Origin of the sequence: Bacillus sp. ISL-47, from assembly GCF_018613175.1 — a bacterium.
GTDB lineage: Bacteria > Bacillota > Bacilli > Bacillales > Cytobacillaceae > Cytobacillus.
Window position 1 is genome coordinate 88724 of sequence record NZ_JAGGQS010000022.1, and the last position, 13243, is coordinate 101966.

Annotated in this window: 14 protein-coding genes; 6 read left to right on the top strand and 8 right to left on the bottom strand. The window is 40.6% G+C overall.

Annotation, left to right across the window (positions count from 1 at the left end; all coding sequences use genetic code 11):
• Positions 1 to 6: 6 nt before the first annotated feature.
• The 4 genes from J7I93_RS09005 to mgtE all read right to left on the bottom strand — a co-directional run bounded on the left by J7I93_RS09005 (position 7) and on the right by mgtE (position 5258).
• Positions 7 to 564, bottom strand: coding sequence for a CotO family spore coat protein (locus J7I93_RS09005; protein ID WP_214725404.1), 558 nt, complete (start codon positions 562 to 564; stop codon positions 7 to 9).
• Between the two features lie 465 nt (positions 565 to 1029).
• Positions 1030 to 1800: an enoyl-ACP reductase FabI gene (gene fabI / locus J7I93_RS09010; protein WP_214725406.1), complete on the bottom strand. Its 771-nt coding sequence runs from the start codon at positions 1798 to 1800 to the stop codon at positions 1030 to 1032.
• A gap of 209 nt (positions 1801 to 2009) precedes the next feature.
• The gene (locus tag J7I93_RS09015) at positions 2010 to 3869 is read right to left on the bottom strand and encodes a monovalent cation:proton antiporter family protein (protein WP_214725408.1); all 1860 of its coding nucleotides are present in this window, start codon (positions 3867 to 3869) and stop codon (positions 2010 to 2012) included.
• Positions 3870 to 3881: 12 nt separating this feature from the next.
• Complete coding sequence (gene mgtE / locus J7I93_RS09020) at positions 3882 to 5258, bottom strand: magnesium transporter (RefSeq protein ID WP_214725410.1); 1377 nt, start codon at positions 5256 to 5258, stop codon at positions 3882 to 3884.
• A gap of 247 nt (positions 5259 to 5505) precedes the next feature.
• Between mgtE and prpE the strand changes: the two genes are divergently transcribed.
• Entirely contained in the window at positions 5506 to 6240 is a 735-nt protein-coding gene (prpE, locus tag J7I93_RS09025; RefSeq protein WP_214725413.1) for a bis(5'-nucleosyl)-tetraphosphatase PrpE, read from the top strand.
• 239 nt (positions 6241 to 6479) lie between these two features.
• On the opposite strand, the gene J7I93_RS09030 is transcribed toward prpE, so the two are convergent.
• The 4 genes from J7I93_RS09030 to J7I93_RS09045 form a co-directional block, all read right to left on the bottom strand.
• Positions 6480 to 7364: an RluA family pseudouridine synthase gene (locus J7I93_RS09030; protein ID WP_214725414.1), complete on the bottom strand. Its 885-nt coding sequence runs from the start codon at positions 7362 to 7364 to the stop codon at positions 6480 to 6482.
• A 56-nt stretch (positions 7365 to 7420) separates the two neighbouring features.
• Positions 7421 to 8215, bottom strand: a complete 795-nt coding sequence (locus J7I93_RS09035) for an NAD kinase (RefSeq protein ID WP_026583728.1) — start codon at positions 8213 to 8215, stop codon at positions 7421 to 7423.
• A gap of 224 nt (positions 8216 to 8439) precedes the next feature.
• Positions 8440 to 9078, bottom strand: a complete 639-nt coding sequence (yjbM, locus tag J7I93_RS09040) for a GTP diphosphokinase (protein ID WP_144546637.1) — start codon at positions 9076 to 9078, stop codon at positions 8440 to 8442.
• 131 nt (positions 9079 to 9209) lie between these two features.
• Positions 9210 to 9572 (bottom strand): UPF0738 family protein, encoded by a 363-nt coding sequence (locus tag J7I93_RS09045; protein ID WP_214725416.1) that lies wholly within the window; start codon positions 9570 to 9572, stop codon positions 9210 to 9212.
• A gap of 270 nt (positions 9573 to 9842) precedes the next feature.
• Here J7I93_RS09045 and J7I93_RS09050 point away from each other — a divergent pair, with 270 nt between their 5' ends.
• From J7I93_RS09050 to J7I93_RS09070, 5 genes are all read left to right on the top strand, one after another.
• Entirely contained in the window at positions 9843 to 10436 is a 594-nt protein-coding gene (locus J7I93_RS09050; RefSeq protein ID WP_214725418.1) for a CYTH domain-containing protein, read from the top strand.
• A 31-nt stretch (positions 10437 to 10467) separates the two neighbouring features.
• On the top strand, positions 10468 to 11112 hold the full coding sequence (locus tag J7I93_RS09055; RefSeq protein WP_214725419.1) for a lytic transglycosylase domain-containing protein: 645 nt from the start codon (positions 10468 to 10470) through the stop codon (positions 11110 to 11112).
• Between the two features lie 293 nt (positions 11113 to 11405).
• On the top strand, positions 11406 to 11810 hold the full coding sequence (locus J7I93_RS09060) for a globin domain-containing protein (RefSeq protein ID WP_214725421.1): 405 nt from the start codon (positions 11406 to 11408) through the stop codon (positions 11808 to 11810).
• The gene (locus J7I93_RS09065; RefSeq protein WP_214725424.1) at positions 11807 to 12682 is read left to right on the top strand and encodes a ClpXP adapter SpxH family protein; all 876 of its coding nucleotides are present in this window, start codon (positions 11807 to 11809) and stop codon (positions 12680 to 12682) included. Before J7I93_RS09060 ends, J7I93_RS09065 begins: the two co-directional genes overlap by 4 nt.
• A 361-nt stretch (positions 12683 to 13043) precedes the next feature.
• Positions 13044 to 13217, top strand: coding sequence for a hypothetical protein (locus J7I93_RS09070; protein WP_214725426.1), 174 nt, complete (start codon positions 13044 to 13046; stop codon positions 13215 to 13217).
• Positions 13218 to 13243 lie beyond the last annotated feature (26 nt).

Here is a 13243-nt window from a genome sequence, read left to right on the forward strand (position 1 = left end):
GGAAGATTATCTTCTTAAGCCAATCATTTTTACTTCCTTTAATGATTGAATGCTAATTTTTTCAATTGACTCATCAAAAAGTTTAATTTCTATCCATTCTTTATCTTTAGTGGCCAAAAATCCTCTAATTGCTTTCTCTTCGGTTTCAAAAATGCAAGGAATTGGGGGAAGCTGTTTTGGAAAATCAATTAAGTAATCCAAACGTTCAGCCGTGTCCATTTCCTTAAAGCCTTTCACCCGTTGAAAAGACGGCTTTCTTTTTTCTGTAGTAAAAGCAAAAGAGGGTGCTTCTTTTTTTTCCTCCCGGCTTGCTTCAAATTCTTCTATGGCTTCCTGCACTTTCTCCTTGTCTGCCACTTTCTCAACCGCCGCATCTTCAATCATGTTTTTATGTTTTTCTATAGTGGTATGATCATGAAGTTCCGACCCTGTCTCCAATTGCTTGTTTTTATTTTCCAATTCTGCTTTTCTGCTGGAATAAACAGTTTGCATTTTAGTTTCCGGAAATTGAAAATTTGGCTGCTGAATATAAAATAAGGGTTGCTTTTCTTTTTTCTCTGCCACTATCGTCCACCTCCGCAATCATAATCTTTCATCTTATTATATGTATGCAGAAAATGGGCTTTCGTTTCTGCGTGGACAATAAAAAAGAGGGTGTCCAAATAGTATAGGCTTTGGGCACCCTCTTTCTTCCAAGACAATAGCTTTATAAAATTGGCCTGTTGATTTCCACTCCAGGGGCTCGCTTTCCGCGGGCGGTCCGGGAGCCTCCTCGGTGCATTCGCACCTGCGGGGTCTCCCGTTGACTCGCTTCTCCCGCAGGACTCTGAATCAGCATCCTTGATTTTACACCGCACGAAGGAAATGCGGACGCATTTTCGAGGATCTCGCCCCTTCCGCTCCAATCAACAGGATGCAAGAATCAATATCAGCACATACACTAAGGTGAAAAATAATTGTCCTTAATGTCATAAAACAAAAAACTGACTCAAAAAAATTGTAGTTCAAATTTGAGTCAGCCTCAATAATTTAAAGAATATGATAACCTGAATCAACGTGAATATTTTCACCTGTAATTCCGCGTGACAGGCTGCTGAACAGGAATAGCGCAGTGTCCCCAACCTCTTCAGGTGTCGTTGTTTTGCGAAGCGGTGCACGTTCTTCGATTTCCTTTAGAATTGAATTAAATTCGCTGATTCCTTTAGCAGAAAGAGTTCTGATTGGTCCGGCTGAAATGGAATTTACACGAATACCGTCTTTTCCAAGATCATTAGCAAGGTATTTGACACTTGCATCAAGTGATGCTTTTGCCACTCCCATAACATTATAATTTTTTACAACCTTTTCACCGCCAAGATAGGTAAGGGTGACAATGCTTCCCCCTTCAGTCATTGACCCTCTTGCTTCCTTTGCGATAGCCGTCAGGGAATAAGAGCTGATATTATGCGCAAGAAGGAATCCGTCCCTTGTTGTGTTCATATACTCACCCTGAAGTTCTTCTTTATGGGCAAAGGCGATGCAGTGTGCAATTCCATGAATTACGCCTGCTTCTTCCTTAATTGTACTGAAGCATTTTGCAATATCTTCGTCACTTGTTACATCGCAAGGCAGTACGAGTGAATTGGCATCTTCAAGCGATTCAGCAAGTTCACGCACACTTTTTTCAAGCCTTTCTCCCGCATATGTAAAAATCAGCCTTGCACCTGCATTGTGAAGAGATTGGGCAATCCCCCAGGCAATACTTCTTTTATTGGCAACTCCCATTACTACGAACGTTTTTCCATTTAAAGAAAGAGTCATTTTATAGGCCTCCTGAAATATTTATTACAAGTTATTAGTACCTAGTGCTAATTGTACATGAATTTTTAAAAAAAGAAAAGCCTATAGCCGTGTTGGAAACATGAAAAAATCCTGCTCGTGGCAAGCAGGATTTTTTAACGTTTATATTTGAATGCTTTGAGCTTTAAGTGTCTTCAGCGATCGCAGGTTTATAACAGACCTTACGCTTCTTAACACCATTCACAAAATTCTAGCTCACGCTTCAATTCATCAACATATTCTTTTGAGCCAGTAACAATCAATCGGTCATTGACATGAAGTTCGGTATCCCCATGAGGCACGATTGAATCCTTCCCCCTGAAAATCCGTACAAAAATGACATCTCCTGTAAACGGGAATCTTCTGAGCATCATGCCTTCAAACTGCTCGTTTAATAACCGGATTTCATATAATGCAGTGTCCTGATTTGTTAAAATGTTAACTACACTTGGTGATTCAATTAAGGCTCTCAGAAGCGCCTTGGCAGAGAGTATCGTAGAAAATAGTTCTACATCATGCTCACGAAGTGTTTCTTCCATATCAGGGCTTTCCATGCGGCAAATGACTCGCTCCACGCCTTTTTCTTTAAAGGCAATGGAAAGCGTTGCATTGGTCTCTTCGTCGCCTGTAGAAATTACAACGATATCCGAATCAAAAGCATCTGTTTTCTCAAGTGCCTCCATATCGAAATCTTCTATTTCAATAATATCAAATAAAGAGTCTGCAATCTGTTTTTCCGCCTTTTCCTGCTTCTTGTGATAAAGAACAGGTTCATATAAAGAGGATTTAAGCTCACTATAGATCGGCATAGTCATTTGGTTAGCCCCAATAAAGGAAACCTTGAGCTTCTTCTCCTCTGCAGCTTCCTGCGGGAAGAGCTTTTTAAAAACAACCGGTGTAAAGACGCTTGTGATAACAGCCACCAGAATCAGCGTGCCGCTCATTTCTGCCGTAATTACGCCCATCCTTTCCCCAATTGTTGCAGCAGCAATCACAAGCGATAGGGTGGATGTTAACAGAAAGCCTGAAGCAATTACCGTCTTTATGTCATACCATCTTTTTAAAAGATAAACTGGCAAAATCTTAGAAAGAAGTAAGGCAATCAGCAGAAGCGGTATAAGCATAAGCATTTTGGGATCGCCGAACAAAGTCCAGACATTAAGATCCACTCCAACCATTACAAAGAATATCGGTATGAGAAATCCATAACCGAACGAGTCCAGCTTGTGAATCATTTCCTGGTTAGGTGCAAGCAGTGATACGAGCACACCTGCCAGGAAAGCACCTAAAATATTCTCTGCTCCGACAGTTTCTGAAAGTGCAACAAGGAAAATAATGAGAGCAAAGACAGCCCTCGTTCCGATTTGGACAGTACCTGTCGACAACGCTTCAATAAATTTGAGGTTTTTAAACCGCCTGCCAGCAAAATACAATAAAACACCTACGGCGAATAAGACCAGAAGCAGCCAAGTATTTCCTTCCCCTCCATCATTCAAGGAGACAAAAACAGCAAGTAAAATCATCGTTGCCAAATCGGCGATAACGGCAATTAATAAAATAATTTGGCCGATGCCAGTCTTCATGATATGCGCTTCCTTTAAAGTCGGAACAACGACTCCAAGGGATATGGTGGAGATGATTAGTGTCATTAAAAAGGCGTTATCAATGAAGCCTGCAAGGACAAATAAATAAGATAATGCCAATGAGACAAGGAAAATGCCAATAAAAATGATTGATGAAACCATAAACGAATTTGGTTCAAGTTTTCCATTTGGAAGTTTTTCACGTTTCTTTTTCGATGAAAAGGCGGTAAAGTCAATTTCCAGTCCGCTTAAAAACATGAGAAATATAAAGCCCAATGTTGAAAGTGTTTCGAGCCACATATCTTCATGAACAATATCAAATCCGCTTTTCCCTATTACCAAACCGACAAGGATTTCCGCAACTACTACGGGAATAAAATTAATCTTTAACCGGTGTAGCAAAATGGGCGTAATAAAGGCAGCTAAAATAACAATTACGAGTGATGTAACCGATGCTCCATGTTCCATAGAAAAACCCCCTTAACCTGTTAAATAACTCATAAATAATGTAGCCATTCCGAAATAAATAAGAATGCTAATGATATCATTAATTGTTGTAATAAATGGCCCTGAAGCCACAGCTGGATCGATGTTCATCCTGTGCATGAATAGTGGAATAAGGGCACCGGCTAAGGTTGCAACAATTAGTGTAAATAAAATAGAAATACCAACTAAAATGCCCAGAAAGAAATTTCCTTGCCATAAATAAATAACCAACGTTACCAGAACACCGCAGGTTCCTCCGGTGATCAAACCAGTCCCTGCTTCTCTAATGATAAGCTTCATTTTATTTTCTTTTTCTAAATCACCTGTCGCAATACCGCGGACAGCTACAGCCAATGCCTGTGTACCTGTATTCCCTGCCATTCCCGCTATCAGCGGGATAAAAACCGCAAGGATCGCAACTTGATCCAGGGTATCTTCAAATCTTCCGATCAGGCTTGCAGTTAACATGCCCAAAAACAGCAATATGATAAGCCACGGCAGCCTTTTGCGTGCAGCCGAGACCGGGTTTCTGTCGATATTATCCATATCGGAAACAGCAGCAAGCTTTGAGTAATCATCAGACGCTTCTTCATCCATAACGTCCATGACGTCATCTACTGTTATAATTCCCAATAAATGATTCTGAAAATCCACAACAGGGACAGCCAGGAAATTATAGTCCTTAATCTTTCTTGCTACATCTTCCTGATCTTCACCTACGGACACTGATACAACCCTGTCGTTTGTAATTTCAGAGATCATCGTATCATCATCGCTGACAATCAAATCTCTTAAAGAGATAACCCCAATAAGCTTTTTCTCCTCGTCAACGACATACACATAATAAATCGTCTCGGCCCTGGGCGCTTCATTTTTAAGAATATACATGGCTGATCGGACGGTCTGATTTGCTGACAGGGAGACAAATTCCGTCGTCATGATACTTCCTGCTGTATATTCTTCGTAATGAAGCAAATCTTTAATTTCCTTTGCCGATTCATCGTCCATGATGGTCAAATAGCTGACAACCTGGTCTTTATCAAGTTCATTTAATACATCGACTGCATCATCCGCATACATTTGCGAAAGCATGTCTGCTGCATAATTGGGGTTCATCTCAGCAAGAACGTCTTTATATTCTTCTTCATCAATTTCCAGATTTTCAAAAAGGGACGCCATCTCTTCCGGAGAGAGATAAAGATAAATTTTTGTTCGGATGTCCTCATCCAGATCTTTAAAAAATGAAGCCTGATCATAAGGATGCAATTCAAGAAATTCATTCCTGAAAATGTCGATTTCTTCATTTTGTAAAGATTGGATTAAAAGATCTCTATTGATATGCGTATCTCTTTCTTCCGCATGTTCTGCCATAATGAATTACCCCCTTTCATAGTTATTGAAAAACGTACCTCACTATACTAGCAAATCTTTGTTTTTTTGTCGTCTATGAGCATCCCTCTGGTAAAAATAAGGGTCGACTCTTTGTTTATTAACCTTAAAGTTCCCTTCCCACCAACAAAAAATCATCATGGACCACAGCAAGTTTAAAATTTGCAAACCCGGATAATAAAAAGGAATATTGATAACATAACAGTAGATTAAGCAAAGGAGCACCAGTATGAAACTAGATATTATTGGCGATATTCACGGCTGTTTTGCCGAATTTAAAGAGCTTACCCAGGTAATGAATTACGAATGGAGCAGCGGATATCCGGTTCATTCAAATGGGAGGAAACTAGCATTTGTAGGTGATTTAACAGATCGGGGACCAGAATCCCTAACAGTCATTGATGCAGTATATAATCTTGTAGCAAATGATATGGCTTTTTACGTACCAGGTAATCATTGCAATAAACTATACCGCTATTTTTTGGGGAACAAGGTTCAAATTACCCACGGGTTGGAGACAACTGTAGCTGAATATAAAGAACTTGATTCGAAGAAGAGAATGGAAATCAGGCGAAAGTTCATGGAGCTATATGAAAAAGCACCTTTATACCATGTACTTGACAACAAAAGACTTGTCATTGCTCATGCCGGGATAAGGGAGGATTATATCGGCAAGCATTCTTCCAAAGTAAAGACATTCGTCCTATACGGAGATATTACCGGAGAAAAGAATCCTGACGGGACACCGGTTAGGAGAGATTGGGCAAAGCAATATGAAGGAAAGCCTGCCATAGTATATGGGCATACCCCGGTAAAAGAAGTAAGGAAAATAAAAAATACTTATAACATCGATACAGGGGCAGTATTTGGGAATAAATTAACCGCTCTCAGGTATCCTGAAATGGAAATTTTGTCTGTTCAATCAAGCATGCCTTATGTTGAGGAGAAATTCAGGCCATTATAAACAATTCAAGACGTAAATAGAAAAAAGCCGGAAGAACCGGCCTTTTTTCTATTGGCTGTTTTCTAAAAGATTGTTGTTTTTGAATAGATTTGTGAATAGAGTGGGACAGGTGAGACCCCACAGGCGCAGCGCGCCAAGGAGGCTCACCGCCCACCCCGCGTTCGCTGAGCAGCCTGGAGCGGAAATCAACCTCTCTACAATACTTGTTTAATAAGCAACAAAGTTTGCGAAAACAGCCTTTATAATAGACATTTCATATCTTCTGGGGGAGGCACTTCAAACGATAAAGTCCTTTGCAAAAACGGATGATAGAAGGAAAGGCAGGAGCAATGAAGAGCCTGACGGTTAAGGAAGTCCCTCCTTCCACCATACAATTCATCCCCCACCAAGGGATGCCCCAGCCAGGAAAGATGGACCCTGATTTGATGGGTCCTGCCAGTTTCCAATTTCAGCCGCAGATGGGTAAACCCTTTTTTTCGGCTGATAACCTTATAATGGGTGCAAGCATATTGACCTTCTTCACTAACTTCCCGTTCTATAATGCTGTCCTTCTTTCTGGCTATTGGCATCTCTATAGTACCGGTGTCCTGTTTAACGGCTCCTTCTGCAAATGCTTCATACATTCTGTGTATCTCCCGGGATCGCTGCTGCTGGCTAAACAAATGGTGTAGATGCCTGTGTTTTGCAATCAATACGATCCCAGAAGTATCCCTGTCCAGCCGTGTTACAATATGTGTGGTAGACATTAACCCTATTCGCTGATAGTATCCGATCAGGCGATTGGCCAAACTGCCTGACGGATGCTCTCTGGAAGGAATTGTACTCATACCAGCTGGTTTATTCACAACAAGGACATAACCATCCTCATAAAGAATATCCAGGGGCAAATCTTCCCCTTTCATTCCCTCGCTCGGTGATTCCTCCGGAAAGCCAACCTTAAGCATGTCTCCTTCTTTAAGTTCATAACGGACAGTCACATCTGTATTATTCACAGTAATAAAACCTCCTGCAAATTTAATATCCGTAAGTGCTGTCTTTGAAATATCATTTTCTTTAAGAAATTCCCTGATTATTTTTCCTGACTGCTGTGCAGAAATTACCCATTGCAATTGAAAACGCGCCATTATGCATTGCGCTCCTGTTCTATTAGACTTTCCCATACAAAGCTCATCTTAGCTGCTTAATCCGCAACAAAGGAGTCGTGGACTCTCTTCCAGAATGGAAATGGCCTGAATCTGGCAAAGCGGATCTTTTCATCCGCAACCCTGAACTGAATCGATTTTACATCTTTATGAAGAAGAGTCAGATGGTCAATCGTAATTTGAAAATCCGGTTCATTTACGGGCTTGAGCATACAAGTATGATGAGCCGGAAGAACTAACGGAGAACCGACTGTACGGAACACTTTATTATTGATTGACGCCATTTCAGCAAGCTGGATGGCAGGCAGCGAAGGGTGAAGGATAGCTCCTCCCAATGCTTTGTTATAAGCTGTACTGCCAGATGGGGTCGATACACAAAGTCCGTCCCCTCGGAAACGCTCAAAGTGCTGTCCGCGAATCTCTACATCCATCACAAGAGTTCCCTCAACCGCTTTAACAGTTGATTCATTCAGTGCCAAGTAGCGTGTTTCTTTCCCGCCATGCTGGTATCGAATAATCACCTCAAGCAGCGGATATTCAATCACTTGATAAGGAGTCTTGGCAATTGCAATCACAAGCTTTTCGATTTCCTCCGGCACCCAGTCTGCATAAAATCCCAAATGGCCAGTATGAATCCCCACAAACGCGGTTTTATCAAGACGGCTGCTATATCGGTGAAAGGCATAGAGCAAAGTGCCATCCCCGCCTACCGATATGACAATATCAGGCTGTTCTTCGTCATATGTCAGCTCGAAGTCCAATAAATAGGTTCTCATTTTGTGCATGAGCGTATTTGATTTTGAATCTCCTTTTGAGGTAATGGCAAATTTCATCGTATCCAAGCTCCTCTTTTTAGAAATAGCTCTGTAAAACTTGCCTGTTTCTTTCCGCTCCAGGCACTCAGCGAACCGCAGACGTTCCGGGATCCTCCTCAAGCATTAGCCTGTGGGGCTCCCTTTGATCCGCACTTCCGCAGGGGTCTCGTGCCTTCCGCTCCAATCAACAGGGTGCCAAAAAGACAATGCACTTCACTAGAGCCTTAGAAATAAATATTCGCTTAGTTATCTTCCTTTTGCTGCTTTTCCTTTTTTCTTGTAAAAAACGCCTGCGCATCCTGGATTTCTCCGCGGATCAGAGACATTTCTTCATCAAGCCTGAAAGCTGCCTCTGCTGCCCTTTGCAGCCTCATCTGAATATCTTCAGGAAACTGCCCCTTATATTTATAATTTAGGGAATGTTCAACTGTAGCCCAGAAATTCATTGCCAGCGTTCTAATCTGAATTTCAGCGAGAATTTTTTTCTCTCCTTTGATCGTCTGGACCGGATAGCATATTACCACATGGTAAGATCGGTAGCCACTTGCTTTTTTATGAGAGATATAATCCCTTTCTTCCACAATTTCAAAGTCGTTTCTCTGTCTTAATAGTTCAACAACCCTTTTTATATCATCGACAAATTGGCACATCATCCTGACACCCGCAATATCCTGCATCTCGGATTCCAATTTATCAAGGGGGATCCCTTTTTGATTCGCTTTATCTAAAATACTTGCTATAGGCTTTACCCTTCCGGTAACAAATTCAATCGGCGAATGGGAAGAATCCATTTCAAATTGGCTTCTCATCCCTTTTAATTTAACTTTTAATTCTTCGACCGCCTGCTTATATGGGGCCAAAAATAAATCCCAATGCTTCACCTGCAACACCACCACATCCGAAGTAAAAGAGAGCGGGAGCCTGGAAAAGCATACTAGACATCCAGGCACACGGTTTCTTTTGAAAATATATCTGCCTCTTTATCCTTGTTTAACGGCTATTAAACACTCACTTAAAAAATGCTCTCCACTTTTGCAACCATTTCCTCACCGTAATTGCTGTTGCCTCTAATATTTTCTATTAAATCTCCTATTTCCTCATGAAAACCTTTAAGCAGCAGCTGATCACGCTGATCTGTTACATAGACAGGCAAACGGGCATCGTAGGCATTTTTCAGCTCCGGCCAAACAGATTCAGGAAGGGAAATATATGTATAATCTTCGTTATTATCTGCTATGTAAATAAATGACAGATTGTCTGAATCAGCCAGTATTTGCTCTGTTGCTTTCAAACCTGAAACAGATCCATCCTCTACCTCTAAAAATAACCCATTTTCTTTCATTTCTGCTTTTGTAACTGTTAGTTTTTGTTTCATTTTTCTACCTCCATAGTCATTTCCTATTTTATCGCAGATTAACGGGCAGTAAAAGTCCCACTTATCTGCCTTGCATTTCTCAAAGATGAATCACGGGACTAACTGCCCGTAAATGCCCGATTGGTTCAACTTACAATCAGTGGGGAATGAAAAAATTTCCCCACTGATTGAGTTTCACTTTATCGCAGGAGTTTGAAATATCTCAAAGATTGAAGTCTTGCTTTATGAAGGAGATAATGAAGGAAATAGCTTTTAATTGAGGTGTTAAGCTTGTCTAAAAATATTGAGATTGAATTTAAAAACATGGTCACGAAAGAAGAATTTTTCACATTAATGAAGTTTTTGGGGATAAATGAACAAGATTTTACTGAACAGGTAAACTATTACTTCGATACACCTGACTTTTCATTAAAATCTCATGGCAGCGCTCTAAGAATTAGAAGGAAAAATGATTCATTTGAAATGACGCTAAAGCAGCCCCATCCGGAAGGGCTATTGGAAACGAATGAAAACCTTACAGAGCCTGAGGTCCAGCAGGTATTAGAAACAGGAAAAATTCCTTTTGAACAAATAAAAAAGGCGATCGGGGAAATGGGTGTAAATCCTGAAAATTTTCAATACTTTGGCTCGCTCTCAACCACCCGGGCTGAAAAAAATTATTTGAACGGACTAGCTGTTTTAGATCACAGCCGCTATTTAAACAAAGAAGATTTTGAGATAGAATATGAAGTGGGCAAAAGAGAAGAAGGCAAAGCCATTTTTCTAAATCTGCTTAAAGAGCTAAACATTCCTCTCAGGAAAACCGAAAATAAAATTAAGCGTTTCTATAATGAAAAATATAGACAGCAAAAGGAATCACAATAAGGAAGTTTCCCTTTTGCCAAGGAGCTTTATTATGAATGTAGATCAAATGAAAATTATGCTTGAATTGCAGGCTCTTCAAGGCTTTAACCATGTAAAGCAAAATCACAACTCAAGCCCTTTGTTTCAGCAGCTTTTAACAGGTCTTATATCGGCTAGTGACCAGTCTGCCTCATCCCAAGTCACTGATGGCCTTGGCACCATTGCTTCCCTGGAGTCTTACTTTAATCTAACTGATAAAAATCGTTTGAATACGCCTGCCCTGCCGCCGGTTAAGCTTACCAAAATTGCCGGATTGCCAACTGGAGATTTCGATGATTTGATTCAAAAAGCATCAGATATGTTTAATGTGCCTGTTCATTTAATTAAATCAGTTATCAAACAAGAATCAAATTTTAATCCAAATGCCGTTAGCCAAGCAGGCGCTTCAGGCCTGATGCAGCTTATGCCCGAAACCGCCCGGAGCCTTGGCATAAAAAATATATTTGACCCAGCGGAAAACATATTTGGCGGAGTGAAATATCTTCGCCAAATGATGGACAGGTATGGGGATAATATTGAATTGGCACTTGCCGCTTATAATGCAGGTCCCGGAAATGTAGATAAGTACGGCGGTGTTCCCCCTTTTAAGGAAACACTGAACTACATAAAAAAGATAACCGCATCTTTTATAGTTTAAAATTGTATAGCAAAAGCCGCCTGTGTTTTTTATTAGCCAGGCGGCTTTTGCTATTGCTATATCCTCGTTAGGCTAATGTTTTATCTTTCACCCGGATTGATGCTATGCTGTTAACTCATACTAATAGTAAGAATAAGTGCCCTAACGATGTCGTTTCCGGAGCTGAAGTTCTGCTATAAGCTATTTGTTTGAGATATAAATGCCTCATTGATAGAATATAAACAGATACCATCATCCGATATTATATAGGAAGATTTAATTTAGTGAACTAACTCATAAAAGGAGTTTTAAATATGGCCGAGAAAATGCACACTCCCTTCGACGCTATTGGCGAGGAAAAGCTCCACCAGCTTATTGACGCTTTTTATCAGCGCGTAGGACAACATCCTGATCTCGTTCCTATTTTTCCAGATGACCTGACAGAGACAGCCAGAAAACAAAAACAATTCATGACCCAATATTTAGGGGGGCCTCCATTATATACTTCAGAACATGGGCATCCAATGCTGCGTGCCAGGCACATTCCTTTCCCTATAACGGAAACCCGGGCCCGGGCTTGGCTTTCCTGCATGGATAGTGCAATGGATGAAATTGGGCTTGAGGGTCCTTTGCGAGAGGACTTTTTTGCAAGGCTTGTTCTTACGGCACAGCATATGATTAATACACCTGAAAACGGTGTGAAAGGTGAAGGCTCGTGAACAAGCGGGAATCATATGAAAACAAGCAGGCATCCCCACATTGCCACGGCAGTGAGAAAAAGCCGATTGAAGTATATATGTTTGTTGACCCCCTTTGTCCTGAGTGCTGGGCACTGGAACCAATCGTAAAAAAGCTGCTGATTGAGTATGGCCGCTATTTTTCAATAAAGCATGTATTAAGCGGCCGTTTGGCAACCTTGAATATGGGAAAAAGACAAAATTACGAAAACATTGCGGATTTGTGGGAAAAAACAGCAAGCCGCTCCGGAATGTCTTGTGATGGAAGCGTCTGGTTCGAGAATCCAATTTCCTCTCCCCATCTTGCATCGGTTGCGATTAAAGCAGCTGAATTGCAGGGCAGAAAAGCGGGGATCAAATTTTTACGGAAGCTTCAGGAGGTTTTGTTTCTTGAGAAACAGAATGTCTCCAACTTTGAGGTACTAAAGGAATGTGCAAAAGATGTCGGTCTTGATGTAGTAGAGTTTGTTTCTGATATCCATTCAGACAGTGCAGCAAAAGCTTTTCAATGTGACTTAAAAATTACTGCTGAAATGGACGTCCAGGAAATCCCTACCCTAGTGTTCTTCAACGAAAATATTGAAGATGAAGGAATCAAGGTTACCGGTTATTATCCTTATGAGATTTATGAACAGATTCTGGAAGAGATGCTGCCTGCAAAGCCAGAACGATCTCCTCTTCCACCGCTTGAATATTTCTTAAAATATTTTAAACTTGTAGCAAGCAAGGAAATCTCAGTGGTATACGATATGTCAGATAGCGAAGTAAACCGGGAAATGAAGAAGCTGCAGCTCAAGCAAGTAGTTGAGCATATTCCGGCAAAGTATGGGAAGTTTTGGAAATATATAGGTTAGCAAATAAGCTGTGCAGAGTGCACAGCTTATTCTATTTTTAACAGGACAGTAGCTCATGGTTTATCTCATGAAAAAAACCATGCAGATTATGAGCACGGCTTTTTTCGAATTATTTATACGAACAAAGGGGATGGGAGAAATTTTTCACGACCAAACAAAGGGGTATATGTTTGCTTGTGACCAACTTCACACCTGTAATATACCATGAAAAAAACAAGCAAAACAATAAGATTGTGTGCTTTTTCACAATATTGTCATAATCAAGTCATGATAGATCGGACAATCGCATAAGATTATACAAAAAGCACTTCTGCTGTGATTATATATTCTGTGAATCCAATAAGATAAGGAGGAGAACTAAATGAAAAAACTGCCGATTTTCGTCATGCTGGTCCTCATTTTGCTCTCCTTTATTTTAAATATTTTTGGTTTAATGAAGCTCTTCCCTATATTCATTACTTCTCCCCTATTATTTGTATCCCTGCTGATCCTTTTATTGTATCTGAATGATCGCAAGCGGTTTAGGGGCTTCTAACTACACCAAAAAGAGGCTGACTCAAA

Excerpts from the sequence above, each read along its gene's own strand:
- fabI (WP_214725406.1), bottom strand. The coding sequence starts at position 1,800 with ATGACTCTTTCTTTAAATGGAAAAACGTTCGTAGTAATGGGAGTTGCC.
- J7I93_RS09015 (WP_214725408.1), bottom strand. The coding sequence starts at position 3,869 with ATGGAACATGGAGCATCGGTTACATCACTCGTAATTGTTATTTTAGCT.
- mgtE (WP_214725410.1), bottom strand. The coding sequence starts at position 5,258 with ATGGCAGAACATGCGGAAGAAAGAGATACGCATATCAATAGAGATCTT.
- prpE (WP_214725413.1), top strand. The coding sequence starts at position 5,506 with ATGAAACTAGATATTATTGGCGATATTCACGGCTGTTTTGCCGAATTT.
- J7I93_RS09030 (WP_214725414.1), bottom strand. The coding sequence starts at position 7,364 with ATGGCGCGTTTTCAATTGCAATGGGTAATTTCTGCACAGCAGTCAGGA.
- J7I93_RS09035 (WP_026583728.1), bottom strand. The coding sequence starts at position 8,215 with ATGAAATTTGCCATTACCTCAAAAGGAGATTCAAAATCAAATACGCTC.
- J7I93_RS09045 (WP_214725416.1), bottom strand. The coding sequence starts at position 9,572 with ATGAAACAAAAACTAACAGTTACAAAAGCAGAAATGAAAGAAAATGGG.
- J7I93_RS09055 (WP_214725419.1), top strand. The coding sequence starts at position 10,468 with ATGAATGTAGATCAAATGAAAATTATGCTTGAATTGCAGGCTCTTCAA.
- J7I93_RS09060 (WP_214725421.1), top strand. The coding sequence starts at position 11,406 with ATGGCCGAGAAAATGCACACTCCCTTCGACGCTATTGGCGAGGAAAAG.
- J7I93_RS09070 (WP_214725426.1), top strand. The coding sequence starts at position 13,044 with ATGAAAAAACTGCCGATTTTCGTCATGCTGGTCCTCATTTTGCTCTCC.